The organism is Bacillus pacificus (genome assembly GCF_020861345.1).
In the GTDB taxonomy this organism is placed as follows: domain Bacteria; phylum Bacillota; class Bacilli; order Bacillales; family Bacillaceae_G; genus Bacillus_A; species Bacillus_A pacificus.
Genome location: NZ_CP086328.1, coordinates 3,245,473 through 3,266,460 on the forward strand (window position 1 = coordinate 3,245,473; position 20,988 = coordinate 3,266,460).

General features: G+C 31.7%; 14 protein-coding genes and 3 pseudogenes. 8 read left to right on the forward strand and 9 right to left on the reverse strand.

Translation table 11 applies throughout. From position 1 onward, the window contains the following. Positions 1-140: 140 nt before the first annotated feature. A complete protein-coding gene (locus tag LMD38_RS16970) occupies positions 141-1,577 on the reverse strand; it encodes an IS4 family transposase (RefSeq protein WP_001053964.1) in 1,437 nt (478 codons plus the stop codon). Between the two features lie 434 nt (positions 1,578-2,011). Between LMD38_RS16970 and LMD38_RS16975 the strand changes: the two genes are divergently transcribed. The 4 genes from LMD38_RS16975 (at position 2,012) to LMD38_RS16990 (ending at position 7,115) form a co-directional block, all read left to right on the forward strand. Continuing rightward, positions 2,012-2,671, forward strand: coding sequence for a response regulator transcription factor (locus LMD38_RS16975; protein ID WP_227585729.1), 660 nt, complete (start codon positions 2,012-2,014; stop codon positions 2,669-2,671). Next, on the forward strand, positions 2,672-4,102 hold the full coding sequence (locus tag LMD38_RS16980) for a sensor histidine kinase (RefSeq protein WP_062821061.1): 1,431 nt from the start codon (positions 2,672-2,674) through the stop codon (positions 4,100-4,102). It begins immediately after the preceding gene. Positions 4,103-4,230: 128 nt separating this feature from the next. Then, on the forward strand, positions 4,231-4,869 hold the full coding sequence (locus tag LMD38_RS16985) for a hypothetical protein (protein WP_061182347.1): 639 nt from the start codon (positions 4,231-4,233) through the stop codon (positions 4,867-4,869). A 1,463-nt stretch (positions 4,870-6,332) separates the two neighbouring features. After that, positions 6,333-7,115, forward strand: a complete 783-nt coding sequence (locus tag LMD38_RS16990; RefSeq protein WP_061182346.1) for a M15 family metallopeptidase — start codon at positions 6,333-6,335, stop codon at positions 7,113-7,115. A 205-nt stretch (positions 7,116-7,320) separates the two neighbouring features. On the opposite strand, the pseudogene LMD38_RS16995 reads toward LMD38_RS16990, so the two are convergent. Beyond that, positions 7,321-7,587 (reverse strand): annotated as a pseudogene (locus LMD38_RS16995) (IS4 family transposase); the annotation flags it as partial. Between the two features lie 60 nt (positions 7,588-7,647). After that, positions 7,648-7,860, reverse strand: a pseudogene (locus LMD38_RS17000) (recombinase family protein); the annotation flags it as partial. Between LMD38_RS17000 and LMD38_RS17005 the strand changes: the two are divergent. Together LMD38_RS17005 and LMD38_RS17010 are read left to right on the forward strand one after the other, a co-directional pair. Continuing rightward, positions 7,860-8,972, forward strand: a pseudogene (locus tag LMD38_RS17005) (Tn3 family transposase); the annotation flags it as partial. The pseudogenes LMD38_RS17000 and LMD38_RS17005 sit on opposite strands and share 1 nt — an antisense overlap. Positions 8,973-9,161: 189 nt before the next feature. Next, the gene (locus tag LMD38_RS17010) at positions 9,162-10,598 is read left to right on the forward strand and encodes an IS4 family transposase (RefSeq protein WP_001053964.1); all 1,437 of its coding nucleotides are present in this window, start codon (positions 9,162-9,164) and stop codon (positions 10,596-10,598) included. Positions 10,599-10,660: 62 nt separating this feature from the next. On the opposite strand, the gene LMD38_RS17015 is transcribed toward LMD38_RS17010, so the two are convergent. The 3 genes from LMD38_RS17015 to LMD38_RS17025 all read right to left on the reverse strand — a co-directional run bounded on the left by LMD38_RS17015 (position 10,661) and on the right by LMD38_RS17025 (position 15,133). Next, a complete protein-coding gene (locus LMD38_RS17015) occupies positions 10,661-11,086 on the reverse strand; it encodes a hypothetical protein (protein ID WP_061182358.1) in 426 nt (141 codons plus the stop codon). A 229-nt stretch (positions 11,087-11,315) separates the two neighbouring features. Then, positions 11,316-13,058: a UvrD-helicase domain-containing protein gene (locus LMD38_RS17020; protein ID WP_061182359.1), complete on the reverse strand. Its 1,743-nt coding sequence runs from the start codon at positions 13,056-13,058 to the stop codon at positions 11,316-11,318. Continuing rightward, positions 13,055-15,133 (reverse strand): ATP-dependent nuclease, encoded by a 2,079-nt coding sequence (locus LMD38_RS17025; RefSeq protein WP_228919817.1) that lies wholly within the window; start codon positions 15,131-15,133, stop codon positions 13,055-13,057. The genes LMD38_RS17020 and LMD38_RS17025 overlap by 4 nt, the downstream gene beginning before the upstream one ends. Positions 15,134-15,750: 617 nt before the next feature. Between LMD38_RS17025 and LMD38_RS17030 the strand changes: the two genes are divergently transcribed. Then, complete coding sequence (locus LMD38_RS17030; RefSeq protein WP_000852178.1) at positions 15,751-15,945, forward strand: hypothetical protein; 195 nt, start codon at positions 15,751-15,753, stop codon at positions 15,943-15,945. A gap of 333 nt (positions 15,946-16,278) precedes the next feature. Here LMD38_RS17030 and LMD38_RS17035 read toward each other — a convergent pair whose 3' ends face one another. Both LMD38_RS17035 and LMD38_RS17040 read right to left on the reverse strand, forming a co-directional pair. Further along, positions 16,279-17,196, reverse strand: coding sequence for a CobW family GTP-binding protein (locus LMD38_RS17035; protein ID WP_062822521.1), 918 nt, complete (start codon positions 17,194-17,196; stop codon positions 16,279-16,281). Positions 17,197-17,299: 103 nt separating this feature from the next. Continuing rightward, on the reverse strand, positions 17,300-18,736 hold the full coding sequence (locus tag LMD38_RS17040) for a flavin monoamine oxidase family protein (protein WP_062822522.1): 1,437 nt from the start codon (positions 18,734-18,736) through the stop codon (positions 17,300-17,302). Positions 18,737-18,937: 201 nt separating this feature from the next. Between LMD38_RS17040 and LMD38_RS17045 the strand changes: the two genes are divergently transcribed. Next, positions 18,938-19,882, forward strand: a complete 945-nt coding sequence (locus tag LMD38_RS17045) for an L-lactate dehydrogenase (RefSeq protein WP_061182701.1) — start codon at positions 18,938-18,940, stop codon at positions 19,880-19,882. A gap of 55 nt (positions 19,883-19,937) precedes the next feature. Here the strand turns inward: LMD38_RS17045 and LMD38_RS17050 are convergent, their stop codons facing one another. Beyond that, complete coding sequence (locus LMD38_RS17050) at positions 19,938-20,951, reverse strand: AI-2E family transporter (RefSeq protein WP_062822523.1); 1,014 nt, start codon at positions 20,949-20,951, stop codon at positions 19,938-19,940. Between the last annotated feature and the right edge of the window lie 37 nt (positions 20,952-20,988).

The window sequence follows — 20,988 nt, forward strand, 5'->3', positions numbered from 1 at the left end:
GGGGTCACCATACATGCCCATCAACTTAAGAACGAAAACAAAATGAACTTTCGTTCAAACAAACTAAAAAACACGTAATGTACTTTTGGTATTGAAAAGTACACACACCAAATAAACTCTAACGAGTTTCATTTTAAAAATTATGCAGCTTTCTTTTGTTTTCCAAACCCATTATACTCATAGACAACACCCATAATATCAAAGATAGTTTTCTTCTCATATCGATGAGATTTCCGTCCATTCTTCTGTAGGAGGTCGAACAAACGGATTAAAATCTTTGTTAGATTTTGGGTGTTTCTCTGTATCGCTTGATATAACAGCGATACATGATCTTGAATCATCCCAATGGCTTTATATTCACTTAATTCTCTTTTGTTCTTTTGCAAAAGAAGTTTACGCATCTTAAACATCGTAGAAGAACAGATAAAGATGGCAATAAGTCTTCCATACACATGACATTCTAATCGCTCTTTTTTGATAGTTTGCCAATGATGAATTTGAAATAAGGATTTCCACGTTTTAAAAATAATTTCTATTTGCCAGCGAAGGGAGTAAAAGTCATGTATTTGTTCCATCGGAACAACTCCTTCAGGCGTATTTGAGACATATATGTTGATACCCGTTAATCGTTTACTCTTTTCTGAAAATGTAATACCCTTTTTACTTTCAGTGTAACTTTGTTTTTTTCTACGTTCCTGTATCTGTTTGTCTGTTAAACGATAGATAATTACACGTGTGAATAGTTTTTGATTCTTTCCAATGTAAGCTTCTTTTATTTCGTATGTTTGACCGGGTTTTAAATTGTTCATAATATGTTCTAAATCAACTTGGATATACTGTGATTGCTTTTTTACGGTTCCGTTTCGAAAGTATTCTGGAAACGGATTTTTTACATACACGGTATGGTTTAATTTTAATCTGGATATATAATAAGCACCTCGTTGATCCATTTGATCTAAGTCTTCTAATGAAAAATAACCTAAATCACGGATACATAAATCGCTTGGACGTAATGTGTCTAAGCATTCTGTTCCAAAGGTCTTATCATTATTTTTTCCTGGACCTATCTGAAAGTTTAGAAACTGTCCGCTATGTAAGTCATATTCTAATTGAATCTTGATACCCGCTGTTTGTGCACAACCACCTGATCCAGGATATACATGGGCTAAATGTTTTGGTACTTGGAAAATCGTCGCATCTAAAATACGAATTCGTTGAAAATACGTGAGCGCCGCGCTTGAAATGGCCGATGTTTCACAGATTTTACTTTTCCATAATGCCGAAAAAATATATTTCAAAAATTCAACCGCTTTTTTATCAAAGCGTTTATTGAGTCCTTCTGGACTCATAAGAGTGCCTGTGGCCGCATGTAATTGACTGCATAGTCGAACAAGCGAGTCACTCGCTGTACGTTGACTTACCCAAATACATATGGTAGCTAATTCATTTCCAGAAAACTTTCGTTTTCTTTTTACAAAACCCAATTCTTTTGCGAGTTCTTCCAAAAGAGAAGGGGTTAAATGACGATACAGTTCTTCAGAAAATAGTTGTAATTCATCTTGAATCGAAAGATTCATAAAAAATGTCACCCTTTCTAGCTAGCTTTTTAGAAAGAATAACGTTTTTTGTCACTTGGGGGTAGTGAAAATTCTTAAGTTGATGGGCATGGGGTCACCATATCAAAAAAATAAAATTGTACGTTTGGACACAATTTGGTCACATTTAAGCCGGTTCCCTGTACGTTAAGGAATCGGCTATTATCATCCTATTACTTTTTAACCCGTAATATTTAGAAGATAGGCCCGACATGGTCAAAAAAGAAATATGTTTCTTTGATTTGGTAACAATATGAGCTGGAAATGGATCTTATTTATTTGGTAAGATGGGCTAGGTAGTTGAACAAACAGCAATTTGGCAAATTAAATACTAACTGTGATGGAAGTCTAATGTATTATTTATCCCTTTTGGGGGATTTGTACGGTAAGTATTATTTTTTTGGGAGAGTGAACTGATGAAAGCAGAAAAAATATTAATTGTAGAAGATGAGCCAACTATTTCAGATTTAATAAACCTAAATTTGAAAATGGTAAATTATGAAACTATCCAAGTTTACAATGGAAGACACGCTTTAGAATTAATAGAAACGGAACAATTTGATTTAATACTTTTAGACGTTATGCTTCCAGAAATAGACGGGTTTAGCATAATAGATAAAATAAAGCATAAGGACATACCTGTAATTTTTTTATCAGCTAAATCATCCATTACGGATAAGGTTAAGGGTCTTAAAATGGGAGCAGATGATTATATAGGAAAACCTTTTGAATCTATAGAACTTTTGGCAAGAGTTGAAACAGTTTTAAGACGTTACAGTAAAAAAAATAACGCCATAAGTTTCGGGAATTTAGAAATATATATAGAAGAAATGCTTGTGAAAAAAGATGGCAATAGTATCGATTTAACTCTAAAAGAATTTGAGCTTTTATGTCTTTTAATACAAAATAAAGGAATGGCTTTATCTAGGGAAAAAATTTTAGAAAAAATTTGGGGATATGATTACCTAGGAGAAACTAGAACTGTGGATATGCATATTCAAAGGATTAGAAAAAAACTTGATTTAGACGAGAAAATTAGAACGGTTCATAAGGTCGGGTACAGATGGGAGACTTAAATGAAATTTTGGCATAAAATATCCATATATTCATCATTGTTATTTTTGGTAATATTTAACTTTGGTGCTGTTTGTTTAATACAAAATAGTCATAACTTAAACTTAAAAAGAGAGATTGATAGATCATTAGATGAACATAGAAATATTTCGACAGGAATTAGTTATTATAATATGATTTCAAATAATTACTTATATATTGAGTCTAAAAATATAGTTAAGGCTGATTATAAAGAAGTTATAAAAAAATATTTAGAAAAATTGAATTCAAAGAATAATTATTTAGAGATAGTAGACAAAAATAATCATGTAGTTTTTAGTAACCTAGATTTTAAGGTTTCACGAGATAGAGAAGAGTTAAAAAATGCATCTCACGATAAAAGAAAATACATTATAAGAGATGTAGAAAATAAAACATTATTATTTGTAACTAGTTTAATAAATATAAATGGAGAAGATTTGAAGTTTTCATATGTTCGTGATGTAACATATATTTATGAAGATAAAAAAGAACAATATAATTTTTATATTCGATTATCAATAAGTATAACTATAATTTTAGCTATTGGCATGTATATGTTAAGTAGGTATATTACAAAGCCCATAGAGAAGCTAATAAATATAACCCAAATAGTATCAAAGGGTAATTATTCAAAAAGAGTAGAGATTGATTCTAAAGATGAAATAGGTATTTTAGCAGAAAATTTTAATGAAATGGCAGCTGCTGTTGAACAAAAAATCAGTGAACTAGAAATGAAAGCTGCAGAAAAACAAAGGTTCATAGATAATTTAACTCATGAATTTAAAACACCCTTAACTTCCATAATTGGATATGCAGATTTTCTTCGCTTAACTGCATATAATGAACAGATATTTATAAAAGGGCTAAACCATATATTTAAAGAAGGAAAAAGATTAGAGGAATTATCCCGGAAAATGATGGATTTAATGTTGCTTGAAAGAGAAAAATTTAAAATGAGAAAAGAAAATATAGGAGATATATTATTTGATATAAAAGATATATTAAAGCCTAAATTAAAGAGTAAAAGTATCCACTTAATGATTAGCGGTGAAGATTATGAGGTAGTTGTCGAAAGCGATTTAATTAGAAATTTCATTTGTAATTTTATTGATAATTCTATTAAGGCTTCAAAAGAAGGTAGCAATATATATTTACATGTATATAAAAATAAAGAAAATAAAACTGTGCTTGAAATAAAAGATGAAGGTATAGGAATTTCAGAAGAAGATTTACCTAAAGTGTTTGAAGCCTTTTATATGGCTGATAAATCAAGGACTAGGGCTAATAATGGAGTTGGATTAGGACTTACAATATGTTCTGAAATAGCAAAAATCCATGAAATTGAATTAGAAATGGAAAGCCAACTAAATAAGGGGACAATTATAAGAATAACATTTACCTTGAATTCGTAATGAAAGTTCCTGGCATTTTGTTTGCTGCCTTATGATTTTACAACTATGTTACAATTCGTAGATTGTTTCTATAAGGGTATGATGTATTATTCTAACTGTAGCAAACAAATTAAAGGAGGGAAGATTTTATGAAGAAAAAAGGAATCACTGCATTAGGTTTAATTGGAGCATTAAGTATTAGTGGTGGTGCTTTAACTTTTGCACAAGTATCAAAAAATACAGTATCAAAGAACGAAGTAATGACGGAGTCAAGTACTGCACAAGTAAGTAATAAAGATGAAACCTATAAAAAAGTAGTACTAGATGCTTTTAAAAAGTATTTTAATGTAGATGTAATGCAAAATAGTAAAGGGTTAAAATTTAAAACAATAGATGGTTATGGGATGCTTTCTGTAATGTGGGACGATAAAGATAATATTATGGTATATGATGCTATAATAGATAAAAAAACTAATAAGATAATACGCTTATCATGTTTTCCAGAGGTTCCTAAAAATGAAGATTATCAAAATCTTTCTTATGATACAGCGAAAGATATAGCAGATAAATTTGTTAAAGATAATAATTTATTCGATAATACAAATTATGAGTTTTTAGAGAAGGAAAGCATTAAGACAAATTCAACGTTGGATAAAAAATCTCCAGTATATGTTTTCTATTATAAATGTAATGGAGAAGAATGGTCATTAACTGTAAATAAAGATCTCAAGAAAGTAGAACAATTTCAGATCTTCCCCGAAGAACAGATCGGAGTGGGATTGGGCTAAAAGTAGATTTTCATTATGTTTTAAAGAGGATGGAAGGTATTGTAATAATTTCAATTTGGATAACGCACAGTTCAATATTCCCCAAGTTGGAGTATTGTGACAGTCCAAAACCTTCAAGGCTTGACGGGCACCACCATGTGTAAAAATGCACTTAGCCTGTGAAATTCTATGTTCCCTACTAGAACTGCGGGTCACGGGACTTACTTTTTGGGTAGAATAAACTCTATCCTAAACCGACCTATTAATGATCACATACCCGACGGCCGTCCGTTATGTGGGAGATATGCCATAACTTTTTGTAAACATCTGCATAAGTTACTTTCAGTTGTTCTCTAGTTGCTTGTTTTCTTCCTCCAATTTTTTGTTCTTCCTTTTAAGAGGTTGTCATAGGAGTTAAAGTGGATTTATTATCTTGGATAGCTGTTGGGTTCATCATAATCAGATTTATTATTCATGCTTTTATAACAAGAAATGTGAAAAGTAAGATTCCTCAAAGTTCAGCTATCCAATCCATAGTTTGGAGGATAGTGAGAACCACAGTTTTTTGGATGGTGAGTATCTTCCTTATTGTATAGTGGTTACTTCCTAGATTTTTGTGAAGAACTGTACTTAAACAAACGGGCACGATTGTGGAGCAACATAAGTAGGAAATGATCAAAATTTTTTATAAAAGAATGAGTCAATAAAAAATAATAAGAGCGTGTTTTAATAAATCTATTTTTTACAAAAACGCTTTTTTCTATATTTGTTTATCAAGATTATCAGCAGCAATTTGATCAAACATTATTTTAAAGCAACACGTAGCTTCTTGTTTTAGTTTTGTAAGTGACTCAAAAAAGAAGGAATCGTTGCCGTACCTCCTTAACGTAGGAAAATAGGCTTTTTATCTCCCGAAAAATGTCTTATCGTGAATTTCATGTCATTTGGTTGGCGGGACCCCATGTATGGTTGAAAAAATAGAGGTGAGTGCTATGAAAAAGTTATATAGCGGAAATGGAATGTTAATAGTTATAACGATTATTCTATTAATTACATGTATTATCTTTGTGTGTAATCCACTTATTTTCTCAAATTCTATAAAAAGCTTTTAAAAGAATTAAGATATATAAACCCAGCCTAAGAGTAAAGTGTTTGGGATTAGTTCAATCAATAAAGGTAATGGGTATATGCTAGGAAGCTACAAGACAATCGGAGGTTACTTTACGCTTCCTAGCAAAGGTGCTCTTTCTATTCCTAAAACCGGTCCTTGGAGCCCCAATAGCTCATTAATTAAATTCTATCTATATATTAATAACGTGACAGACTAAAGCAGCAACCCTGTGGTTACCCCATATAAATGAAAAAACTCTTAAAATATTTGATATCTTTAAAAATGAGCAAACTCACTTTATACTTCTTTTTCAAATAACTAAATTTATAATGGAAAAATAAATTATAAGAAAGGACTGAAATTACCCGGATTTATGAAAAAAATAGTTATTATTTCAGCCGCTACGATTGGAATCGGTATCACATCCTTCGCTTATTTCGGTTCGAGATCTCCACTACACAATGAAGCGAAAGTTGTTAAAACACAAAAACATGATGAACATCCAAAAGAAGAGATTCCTGCCTTTCCAAAAGCAGCAGATACAGCCAAAAAAACAGATGAAAACTTTCTTCTTGTTACAAATCCAGATTCACCCCTTGTATTAGTAAATAAACATCGTAAATTACCAGATGGCTATATACCAAAAGATTTAACTAAACCAAACGTTCCATTTACATCTCCAAAAGATAAAGAAAAAACATTACTTCGTAAAGATGCTGCCACTGCTCTTGAAAAAATGTTCCAATCTGCAAAAGAGCAAGGTCTAGAGCTTACAGCTGTATCAGGTTATCGTTCATATAAACGACAACAATCCTTACGTAATACGTATATCAAACGTCAAGGAAAAGCCAAGGCTGATTCAGTTAGTGCAGTTCCTGGAACGAGTGAACATCAAACAGGACTTACAATGGATATTAGTTCAGAATCTGCAGAATATAAATTAGAACCTATCTTTGGAGAAACAGAAGAAGGAAAGTGGGTAGCAACACACGCCCATGAATTTGGCTTCGTTATTCGTTATTTAGAGGATAAGACAGATAAAACAGAATATGCATATGAACCATGGCATCTTCGCTACGTTGGCAATCCATATGCTACATACTTATATCAACATCACCTAACATTAGAAGAAGCAATGGGTGAAAAAAATAAGTGAACCATAAAATATATCCTATAAAATAGACACTTAAAAAAGTCTATTCTATAGGGTATTTCTTGTATAAGTGGTCCCGCCCCATCACTATTAACTTAAGGTATATTTTTATACAAAATGCGGTCTTTCCATATAGTTTTTTATTATCTTTTATAGATTTTATAAAAGTAGGCATATCAAATAAACCCTGACAGTTTTCAATTTTTTACTATGCTACCTGATGAGTAGAAGTGGTATACTCATAAACAACACCCAAAATATCAAAGACTGTTTTTTTCTCATATCGATGAGATTTTCGTCCGTTGTGCTGTAGGAGGTTAAACAGACGAAGGAGAACCTTTGATAATTCTTGGGTGTTTTTGTGTAATGCTTGGTAAAAAAGTAAAAAATAACCCTTAATTATGTACATCGCTTTATATTCACTTAGCTCTTTCTGTTTCTTACGTAACAGGAATTCTCGCATTTTAAACATAGTAGGGGTAATACCAGCGTTCTTACAACTAGGGGCAAAGTAACAGTCCATATAGGAGAGATGCTACTTTGCCTCTTCGTATTCCTTCATTATTTTATAAAACGTGTTTTTCTTTAGCTCTAACATTTCCATAAACATAACAGCAGTGATTTCTCCACTCTTCCATTTTGAATGAGTTTCTTCTATTATATTTATTTGTTGTTTGCTTAAAGTCGAAAGAGTCACCTGAGGACGGCCTAAATGTTTTCCTTGAGATTTAGCTACTGCAATCCCTTCCTCTAGGCCTTTCAAAAATGGCAGATGCATGTCCAAATATATCTTATACACAATTAGCTTGGATATCAGATTGGTATATAAGGGATGAAAATTACTCCAAAGCTCTTGGAGCAATCACTGATTTTCAGCATATATATCCATTCTCTTCTCATTGGGGAGATGGTTCGACTTCATCTTCTGATGGACAATTCTTTAGAGCTGGTGGGCAGTCTAGTCCGTTAGCACAAGTAAATGCAAAGCATGGTAGGGATCCAGGCTTAAGTTTTTATACACATATCTCAGATCAATACGCCCCATTTTATGTACAAGTTATTAGTTCTTCAGAAGAAGCTCCACATATTATTGATGGTCTACTATATCATGAAACAGATTTGGAAATTGAAGAACATTATACGGATGCAGCAGGCTTTGTAGATCATGTTTTTGCCATGTGCCATATGTTGGGGTTTCGATTTGCTCCTAGAATCAAAACGTTTAGTAAGAATAAAATCTATACTTTTGAAAAGCCCTTAAATCAACCGCATCTAGAATTTATGATTGGTGGAACAATTCATACAAAGAAAATAAGAGAAAATTGGGACGATTTATTACGATTAACTAGTTCTGTTCGTAATGGAACAGTCACAGCTTCTCTTATTCTCAAAAAGCTTGCGGCCTATCCAAGACAGAATAGCTTATCTGTAACTTTGCGTGAGATAGGAAGGATTGAAAGAACTTTATATACATTAGAATGGTTGCAGAGTCCTGATCTTAGAAGACGTGTACAGGTTGGTTTAAATAAAGGTGAAGCAAAACATGCACTTGCTCGAGCTGTATTTTTTAATCGATTAGGGGAAATTCGTGATCGTTCTTATGAGGATCAATTACATAGAGCAAGTGGTTTGCAGCTTCTTATTTCAGCAATTGTATTATGGAATACGGTATATATATCACGTGCAGTAGATGCTTTACGTGCAAAAGGCGTGGACATTCCAGAAGAATATTTACAACATATATCTCCACTTGGATGGGAACATATTACGTTGACAGGTGATTATGTTTGGAACTTAAATGAAAAAACAAATTTTAATAATCTAAGACCATTACGAGACAAAAATTATATAAAAAAGTAGTAAAGTAAGTAGCCGGTTCCTTAACGTACAGGGAACCGGCTGAAATGTGTCCAAATTGTGTCTAAACGTACAATTTTCTTTTTTTGATATGGTGACCCCATGCCCATCAACTTAAGAATTTTCACTACCCCCAAGTGACAAAAAACGTTATTCTTTCTAAAAAGCTAGCTAGAAAGGGTGACATTTTTTATGAATCTTTCGATTCAAGATGAATTACAACTATTTTCTGAAGAACTGTATCGTCATTTAACCCCTTCTCTTTTGGAAGAACTCGCAAAAGAATTAGGTTTTGTAAAAAGAAAACGAAAGTTTTCTGGAAATGAATTAGCTACCATATGTATTTGGGTAAGTCAACGTACAGCGAGTGACTCGCTTGTTCGACTATGCAGTCAATTACATGCGGCTACAGGCACTCTTATGAGTCCAGAAGGACTCAATAAACGCTTTGATAAAAAAGCGGTTGAATTTTTGAAATATATTTTTTCGGCATTATGGAAAAGTAAAATCTGTGAAACATCGGCCATTTCAAGCGCGGCGCTCACGTATTTTCAACGAATTCGTATTTTAGATGCGACGATTTTCCAAGTACCAAAACATTTAGCCCATGTATATCCTGGATCAGGTGGTTGTGCACAAACAGCGGGTATCAAGATTCAATTAGAATATGACTTACATAGCGGACAGTTTCTAAACTTTCAGATAGGTCCAGGAAAAAATAATGATAAGACCTTTGGAACAGAATGCTTAGACACATTACGTCCAAGCGATTTATGTATCCGTGATTTAGGTTATTTTTCATTAGAAGACTTAGATCAAATGGATCAACGAGGTGCTTATTATATATCCAGATTAAAATTAAACCATACCGTGTATGTAAAAAATCCGTTTCCAGAATACTTTCGAAACGGAACCGTAAAAAAGCAATCACAGTATATCCAAGTTGATTTAGAACATATTATGAACAATTTAAAACCCGGTCAAACATACGAAATAAAAGAAGCTTACATTGGAAAGAATCAAAAACTATTCACACGTGTAATTATCTATCGTTTAACAGACAAACAGATACAGGAACGTAGAAAAAAACAAAGTTACACTGAAAGTAAAAAGGGTATTACATTTTCAGAAAAGAGTAAACGATTAACGGGTATCAACATATATGTCTCAAATACGCCTGAAGGAGTTGTTCCGATGGAACAAATACATGACTTTTACTCCCTTCGCTGGCAAATAGAAATTATTTTTAAAACGTGGAAATCCTTATTTCAAATTCATCATTGGCAAACTATCAAAAAAGAGCGATTAGAATGTCATGTGTATGGAAGACTTATTGCCATCTTTATCTGTTCTTCTACGATGTTTAAGATGCGTAAACTTCTTTTGCAAAAGAACAAAAGAGAATTAAGTGAATATAAAGCCATTGGGATGATTCAAGATCATGTATCGCTGTTATATCAAGCGATACAGAGAAACACCCAAAATCTAACAAAGATTTTAATCCGTTTGTTCGACCTCCTACAGAAGAATGGACGGAAATCTCATCGATATGAGAAGAAAACTATCTTTGATATTATGGGTGTTGTCTATGAGTATAATGGGTTTGGAAAACAAAAGAAAGCTGCATAATTTTTAAAATGAAACTCGTTAGAGTTTATTTGGTGTGTGTACTTTTCAATACCAAAAGTACATTACGTGTTTTTTAGTTTGTTTGAACGAAAGTTCATTTTGTTTTCGTTCTTAAGTTGATGGGCATGTATGGTGACCCCTATTAGTTCATAAATCTTATTACAGTCCTTTACCTTTTCTTCTAAAGGAATTGCTTTAGGCATAACGAAAAAATACTTACCAGTTTTTTCACATGGTAATTCATAAGTTTCGACTGGAATTATACCTTGCTGGCCATTTTTGTATAACTCATGTACTTTAGTAGCTTCTGTTTTAAATCTTTCTAATTTTAACCTTGTATAATCTCCCTTTGATTTTTTAACTTGTTCATCGTTAATTTTTGAAACTTTAACTGCAAATTCGTTATTAGAATTATCCCGCATAAGGTAAACCCAACCATTTCCTCCTTCCCCTAGTGAATCTAATAGTCGATAATCTGTATAGCTCATTCATTAACCCCCATTTTCTATTCTTTTAACTGAGCATATAATATTACTTTTTTATGATAAATTGAGAGGCTTTTTTTATTTAAACTCGTCATATAAGTATAAAGAGATAATAAAGTTATTTAATTCTAATTCAACTAACGCACCCATTAGTTTAAGTACATTTCTTCACAAAGCGAATAATTAAACATAGCTTCCTTTATACTATCTAAGATTCCAATTATATTTAACCTTAAATTAATTGCGGTTCTTTTTCTAAATCTATTATTTGAAAATTGAATTTAGACTCTATTATTGCTCGATTCACTTTTGATAATTCGGGCGTCACTATAAATAGTCTATCCATAGCTCTACTTATACCTACATAATAAATTCGTTGTTCTTCATCTTCAGCTAAGTTTGGGTTAGTAAGAAACTCTATCGTATCTACTATCAATAAGACATTTTGAAACTCATCCCCTTTAGATTTATGAATAGTCCGATGCTGACTAATATCTTCTTTATAGGTTATACATAGTGCTACCTCTTTATAAGAATATGTATTATAAAAATCTTGGCTAGCACCTTTTCTAAAACCAGGCATCTCTATGTCTTCTCTAATTAATTGATAGAATTCCATTAAAGGCTCTTCCAAAAGTGTCCCTTGTCTTTGTATTAATTTTTGTAAGACTAAGACGGATTTTTTGAATTGCTCTTTTTCAGAATAACGAATAAAATTAGCACTCATTATTTTTATAGCATTTTTATAATCACTATGTTTAGCAAACTCTAGAGCTTCCATTGAATTTTTTATAATATTAAAGCGCTTGGTATTATCCTTTAAAGCTAATTCATCTAATAGTTTAGTATTTAGCTTACTATTGTCTACCGCAAATTTCATTGCATTTGCGGTTGGATTATCTCTAGCTAAGGTTTGAATGAACATGCCATTACCGTATTTTTCTTGAATTTCATTATATGCCTCCATGCTATTCCCTACAAATAAGATAGGTCTATCATGGTCTACATTTCTAATTGTAGTTTGATCAATATCTGTTCTAATTTCATTTAATAAATCTATTATTTGATTTGAACTTCGTCTATTTTCTGTAATAGTATATTCACTTTGATTTTCAATTTTGAATTTAAGGTACTCTTCTATACTAGCACCTTGAAATGAATATATTGATTGTGCAGGATCTCCAATTACCCCTACAATAGTTTCTTCTTCTGCTAATAAGGATACTATCTTAGCTTGAATCGGATTAGTATCTTGAAATTCATCTATAAAAAAATAAGGGAACTTAGCACGTAACACACTTAAAATAAAGGGGTACCGTGTAATCAATTCATAACTAAAATACAGCACATCATCATGATCGATTTTACCGTCCTTCCAATATATTTTTTTATAACTAAATAAATCTGTTTCTAAAATTTTTACTATCTTACGTAACTGCTTAGCCTTACTATCCTTACCTCTTAAATTTAATTTTAGTTCACTATTAAAACTATATTTAACACTCGATAACCAATCGAATAGTGCTTCTTTATTTTCTGGTAATTTTATCAATTGATTTATTGTATATGGGTGCCTTAACTTATCATTCATAGAATGATTTTCTAACCAAAATTGAACTTTATTATGTTTAGGTTCGATCGTATCATGACCCTTTATTTTTTGAATTTCTATGTCAAATAGTTCTGCTATATGAGTAAGATATGGTTTAACAACATGACTATATAAGAAGCTATGAATAGTTGAAACTTCTACTTGACTGACGGATTGAGTTCCTAGTCTGTTTAAAATAGTTTCTACAGCTATGTTTGTATATGTTATGCATGCTATTTTTCGAGTTTTCTCTAATCTCTTAGAATTTTTTAATGTGTTTTTAATATGATTAATTAGCCAGTGCGTTTTACCGGCGCCAGGCCCCGCAGTAACTTTGAAATGTTGCTCAATATCTATTGTATCTTCAGAAGAAATAAGAATCATTCTTCACACATCCATTCTATAGCTTCTTTGATATAATCTGGTACGATAAACTCTTTAAATTTAGTGCTTTCTTCTTCTCCAGCTATATTTTTTTTCAATAAGTTTTCCTCTAGTTCATAAGCTAATTCTAATGCATTTTCTCCTTTTCCCACTGAATTTAAATATCTTGAAGCAATTAATGCTTTTTTCTTATCTTCGTCTTTCCATTTTAATCTTTCATCTGCTAATGCTTTTCTAATCCGTTCGTTTTCTTCTGAAGTATTCAAACTCCCAAGCATTGTATCTAATGATTTACCCTCACTATATTGATCCATTAACTTAAAAATCTCTGTTCTATTGGTAGTAGACTCTGTAACCAATCCCTTAAATTTTGGGTTAAAACGAACCAAGTCGTACTCCAATGTTTTACCATAGTTTTCATCCTGCATAAAGAATCTAATATTATCAGGATAACCATTTTTCTCTTCATTTCGTTTATACTCATACCCAGTTTCCTCTATATACATTTCAAGTGGATAACACTTTTTAAATGATATTTTTTTAGACTTATCGCTAGGGTTTAAATTTTTCCACTCTGGATCTCTATCTGTTATACAAGCTATTTTTCTTCTAATAGCATTTGGATTTGAAATATTAAATAAATGTAAAAAGTGATCAAAATATTTTCCATCCGCATTTATTACTGCTATATGATTATCTTCTAGAGAAACATTCAAATATTCAGCGAATATATACATGAGTAACTGTTCTGCCAATCCCTCTACGAAAATAATTTTTTCGGCGAATAGCATATTGGATTTAGTAGCATCTAAAAATCTTTGAACGTATTTTTTACTCTTTTTATTGTCACCGAAAGTTTTTCCTGGATAACCAATTAAAGTTTCACTTTGATTTTTATATATACAAATTAATTCATCCAAATTCACAGCACCGGCTATATGAGTGGAATGTGTAGTAACGAAAATTTGTCTCACTTTTTTGTTCTTTAAATTTTTTTTAAGAAAATTTAATAATTGTCTTTGCATTGTAGGATGTAAGTGTGCTTCAGGTTCTTCAATAACTAACATTGGATATACCTTAGCATTACTACCTAAATAGTCTTCACTTGCATCAACCTGCATTTTTGCAAGTAATAACGACATAAATATTAAATTATTGTATCCAAGTCCATTATTAATAATAGGCATCTTAATACCTGTCTTATATTCAACTATTAATTTTAAAGCAGAATAAAGTTCAATATCTGTTATACTTCCATCGAAATTTGGAGTAGATTTATCATATGAAGCACCTATATCTTGTGCATATGATAAAATATGTTTTTTCCCTTCTGTCATCCGCTCATTCAATAGTGAAATTAAATCTCCTGCGGATTCTCCGAATTTTTTCTTTTTGATTTTAATTTCCGCTTCTTTTTGTTCCTTTTCTAAAGTTTTATCAGATTTTATGTTATAGTCCATGAAGAAATCTAAAACATTTTTTAACAGCGTATTCTTCCCGCTGAACATATCTCGTTCAACATCTCTTATTGCATCTAAAAATTGAAAATCAAATTTTTGTAATGATTCACTATCAGCAGTTATTTGATTAGTAGATTCTCCACCCCAAATTTTATATGTATACAGTCTCAGAAATTCATCTTGAATAACTTGCCATACTTCAAATATATTTTCCGCTTCATTTATTACGCTCTGATACTTTTCATGAAACTTAGTTGGGAGATAAAATTCATATTGCAGTTTAGCTTCATAAGGTTCTTCTAACCTAGTTAGCCAGTTACTTACAGTCACTAAGTCATCACTCATTAAGTCTTCACAGTCGTCTTGCTTTAATGTAGCAGTTATTTTAATACTAGGTGGATATTCTTTTAATTCTTCTATTGGTATGTTTTTATTAAAATCATCAATTGATAAATGCTTTTTACTATTAGAATTAAAAATTAATGCTAATGCTCGTAATAAATTTGATTTACCAGCATTATTATGTCCTAAAATAACGTTTATACCATTATTAAAATCTATAGAGTTGGTACGGAAGTTTTTATAATTAGTTATATTGATATTTGAAATATACATTGAAATTAAGCTCCCTTTAATGATGATTTATAACTATTGTTTGTCCTTAACTTTTTCGATAATCATTTTGGTAAATAGCTCTTTCTGCTTTGTATAGAGGATTCTATTATTTATATTATACAAAGAAAAAATAAAAAGTGGTATAAAACCCCAATTTCACACCACTTTTTTAACAACTATTTTGTTTTATATAGGACTTTATTACGTTTTAAACAACTTTATTATTCACAGACAATAGACCATATTACTTGTTTCTATCATTGCACTTATTAATTTGGATACTTCACCTGAAATGAATAGTATTCTAATTATGTGTGCATTAGTTTTAAGCTTTGTTGTATGAGCAGTCAGTTCAACATATCATCAATTTTAAAAGCTAAATATCTTCTTACATAAAACGTGGGTCTTACCAAGTGTAGCATAAGAATAACCTCTTTATATTGTGCTTTTTCTTTTGAATATATGTCTTCGAAGGAAAATATTTTCTATTTTACTTTTTCTTTTTTTGCATATTTAAAATAGTTTCAGGGAATTTTTCTTACAAAAGGTTCCTTAAAAACCTTATTTTTCAACCTTGATTTTGTATACAAACGTATGCAATAAACGGAGTGGTATAGATGGCAGAAACATTTAGAAGAGGCAAAATAATCGATCATACTAAACGCCTTATTTCCCGTAAAGAGATAATCTCAAGTCAAATGACACAAAATGAATTCTCTTGTATAAGAGAGAGTCTTTTAGGCCAAGCTCAATGTTTAGACTTTATAATAAACGAACTTATTATTGAATTTGACCTAAAAAAGGAATTATAAACTTAATTCAACTTACATATACCTCAAATCATCAAGTAAATTCGGTATACATTTGTATACCGAATTTACTTGATGATTACTTCATGAAAAATCCTTTCTTAACACCATTATAAGAAGGGATTACACTACCCGTATATTTTTCAATTCTTGACGTTATCCATAAAGACTTAAAAAACTAATTTTCTGTAAGTGTTTTAAAAGTTAAAAATAACTGTTTACGGTATAAAAATAGTGCTATCTACCAAGAGGAATTTTTTAATTTCCTTTAGGATAGCACTACACTACATTAACTTAAGTTCTTAAGTCAATTATTGCAGCCTATGTAAAAAACACTTAATTATTTTCCACTTCCTCTAACCCTTCAGCCAATCGCTTCTTATCTAGCCCTTCCCCTATCACTACCAAGTTCGTCGGGAAACCGAAGTCTTGTTCCAGTAAAGTCGGTACCCCGAACGAATATTGGAATAAGTGCGGGTATTTATCTCCATGAAATTTCACAAAACCTTTCACACGATAAATACTATCTGGTAAATTTGAAAGCCATTCGTATAATTTATCTTGATCAATCGATTTCGTAAATTGATATGTCATCGTTTGTATATGTAAATGCTGTTTTACATGTAGCGTCTCATGTTCCGCGTCATTCGTAAATTCAGCTTCTTCTATGTCTTCTAAAGATATATTGCAATATTTTGTTTCAAACAATTTCGCATGATTATTTATCACTTTCACTTCTTCTATTACTTTGTTCTTATCCGCATCTGTTAGTAAATCTGATTTATTAATTAAAATGTGGCTACCAAACTTCAGTTGTTCATGCAATAATTGCTGAACGTTTGCACTTAATACACTTCGATTTAACCATCTTACTGCATCTAAAACGACTACAATGGATTTCACTTCTAAGAAAGGTGCTAAAATTGGTGATACACATGCATCTAACACTTCAATTGGATGCGCAACACCTGTCGTTTCTATATAAATGACATCTGGTCTTTCTTGCTGATATAACGAATGCAACTGTATTTCAAGCTCTTCTTTTAACGTACAACAAATACATCCTTTCAGAAGTTCCCTTAAAACATTCTCTTTTCCAATAATATCGGTATCTACCGAGTATTCACCAATTTCATTCATCAATACTGCAACTTTTCTATTCTTCTTTTTCTCCGCTAACAATAAATTTTGTAATAGCGTTGATTTTCCACTACCTAAAAAGCCACCTAATATATGAATTTCTACTTTATTCATTTGATCGACCATCCATTTCTTTATTTCAAACGTATTCAAAGCGTAATAATTACGATTTATATTTATTATTTTATTAAAAGAGTCGTGATTTGTAAATATATCTTCACTGTTCGTTTACTTCATACGCAACTCTAATTCCAGACTCTATTGCTCCTTGCATCCATCCATGTGTTAATGTCGTATGCTCTCCTGCAAAATGTACTTTCCCAGATGGTGGTGTAATATACGGAAATAACTCGAGCTCTTGGCCCGGTTCGAACGCTGTAAATGCGCCGCAAGAATACGGATTTTGACTCCAGCTAAAAGAGGTTCCAGTGACAAACTCACTATAGACGATGTCACCGTATATTTCCGCTAAATTTTTTAATGCGTAACGAATACGATCTCTTTGCGAGAGACTATCCCATGTTAATGCCTCATCTGCCCACGTATAACTTGCTATAACGATAGCTGTTCCTGGAGTATGAATGCCATAGCTCGGATAGTATGTAAAACGTATAGGTAAATCTGTAATAGATTTACCACCACACTGTCCCGCTTTCTCCCAAAATCTACTTTTAAACTCTATCGCAATTTTCGTTGCAGCAATATAATTCAATTCACGAATTGCTCGTCTTTTAAAATAAGAGAATAAATGGTATGGCTGAACTTCTACAAATCGTAACGCTGAAAATGGAATTGTGACAATAGCAATATCACCTTTTACCATAAACGAATGTAATGTTCGTTCATTTGTTACTTGCATCATTACCTTATTATCTTCCTGTATAATTTTTTCTACTTTATACAGCATAAAAATATTATCTTTTAACTCTGGTAAAAATGAATTTGGTAATGCATCCATTCCGCCTGTTATCTCATAATATTTCGTCGTTGAAGTAAAAAAAATCATTTCCCGTAATACTTCAATTAAAGACATTCCCATATAAGCTTCCATATCAAGAAGTACCCCGATCATGTCTATTGCACCGTCTGAATAATATTCAGTTAAAAATGTGCCGAGCGAATATGCTTTATACTTTTTTTCAACGATAATCCAGTTTTTATTAGGATCTTTTTTTATAAAATTTAGTATGGGTTCTAATACTGCCAACATTAATTCTTCTGCTGTTTTACCTTTTTCGCTCTCCAAAATTGGATATCCAAGTATACTTGGATTTTTTTCGAAGATGCTCAATCTCGTTTTAATATTATTCGTATAAATAATATCTGAAGCGGTTTTATTTATAAAAAGATTTAACGGTAATTTAAATTTACGAATGTATGCTAAAGTTAACTCGTGTGTTTCAGGAATTCGCATCGGCCCTGTATTAAAATATAAACCTCTGCTAAACGGTTCACGCATCGTATATATTCTTCCGCCTATTCGGTTATTCGCTTCTAAAATGGTTATATTATGACCTGCTTCTTTCAATAATGATGCTGCAACTAATCCTGAAATCCCTGCACCAGCAATAATAATATGCTTTGGATTCTTCGTTTTAACGAGCCCCACATTAATAATATGAAGCATTCTTTCCATCGTTAATGGCTGCATCATGCCCTTTTCCCCTTCAATAAAGGATTTTATTGCATTATATTCGATTAACTTACTTCCTATGTTTCATGCAAAGAATTGCACGGATACATTTTCAATTACTTGAATATCTTTTATAAAATGTAATAAACTAGATATGACTCTATAGAAGTAAGACGTATTATCTTACATAATAAAATTAATGAAATTGCGAGGAATTTTGAAATGAAAAAAGGGATTAACCGTGTTGTATTAGTAGGAACAGGAGCGGTTGGATGTAGTTATGCTTACTGCATGATTAATCAAGCTGTGGCTGAAGAATTTGTTTTAGTTGATGTAAACGAAGCAAAAGCTGAAGGGGAAGCAATGGATTTAAGTCATGCTGTTCCATTCGCGCCAGCTCCAACTAGAGTATGGAAAGGTAGCTATGAAGATTGTAAAGATGCTGATCTTGTAGTCATTACGGCTGGATTACCACAAAAACCAGGCGAAACACGTTTAGATTTAGTTGAGAAAAACGCAAAAATCTTTAAACAAATTGTTCGTAGTATTATGGATAGCGGCTTCGATGGTATCTTCTTAATCGCAACTAACCCTGTCGATATTTTAACTTACGTAACTTGGAAAGAATCTGGTTTACCGAAAGAGCGCGTAATTGGTTCTGGTACAACACTTGATTCTGCTCGTTTCCGCTATATGTTAGGTGAGTACTTCAATATTGGTCCACACAACATTCACGCTTATATTATCGGCGAACATGGCGATACTGAACTTCCAGTTTGGAGCCACGTATCAGTAGGTATTCAAAAACTACAAACACTGCTTGAAAAAGACAACACGTATAATCAAGAAGATTTAGACAAAATTTTCATAAACGTTCGTGATGCAGCTTACCATATTATTGAGCGAAAAGGTGCAACTTATTATGGTATTGGTATGTCACTTCTACGTGTTACTAAAGCGATTTTAAATGATGAAAATAGTGTATTAACTGTATCGGCTTACTTAGAAGGTCAATATGGTCAAAAAGATGTGTATATCGGTGTACCTGCTGTTTTAAATCGCAGCGGTGTTCGTGAAATTTTAGAAGTAGAATTAAGTGAAGACGAAGAATTAAAATTCGATCACTCTGTTCAAGTGTTGAAAGAAACAATGGCTCCAGTTCTTTAATATATAAAGTAAAAAGCAATCCAAAATAAATTGGATTGCTTTTTACTTTATTTTTCTATTTTTTAATCGATTCCTCATTATTTACATCAAGTACATCTAATAAAAAGATAAAGATTGGTATCCCGATAATAAGCCCCCATATTCCAAGGAAATGTTCAGAAAAGATGAGAATCATAAATGTATAAAAGATTGGTAAATTTGTTTTCGCAGACATAAACTTCGGATTTAAAAAATAACTTTCAAGAGCATGGATTACTGTAATGAAAATAAGTATGTATACCACGTACATAACTCCGCCTACATTATATGCAATAATACAAAGTGGAAACAAGGAAATAATTACCCCGGCAACAGGAATTAATCCAAGTAAGAAAATCATAACAGCTAATACGAGAAGCTGCGGAAATCCTAAAACAATTAATGCAATAACAGTAAGAATACAATTTACAACCGCAATTAAAAACTGCGCTTCAATTACTTTACCGAATGATCTTGCGAACCTTTCGCCAAAATATGCAATCTCCTCATAAAAAATCTTTAGCTTACTCTCTTTAAATTTAGAAGTAAATGTAATAATACGCTCTTTTTCTAATAAGAAAAATAAGCTTAATATGAGAGACAATAATATTTGTAAACTTACCTTCCCTATATTTGCTATCGATTGATAGATGACATCTACACCTTGTTCTATATACTTTGATACTTCCATTCCGTTAATTGTCGAAAGTGCATATTTAATGATTTCATTATCAGGCGGGTTTTGAAAAAACAATTTAAATTGATAAATCAATTGCGAAATTTGTATCGTTAACACAGGTAAATATTTATACAATGTCGTGCCAATAAAGGAAACTAATATGATATACAAACAGGCAATAACAATTTTCCGATTCACTTTCAATTTCTTTGAAATAAAACGTTGAAATCGATCCATTAAAAATGTCAGTATAAACGTAATTAATATTAAATTGATCATACTTTTTAATCCATATAATACAAGCGCTACTATTATTAAAACGAGAAACCGTTGAAACCCTCTACTTCGAAAAAAATTTTTCACTTCATTCATTAAGATTTAACCTCCCCCTTCAATGGATGGAAATTGA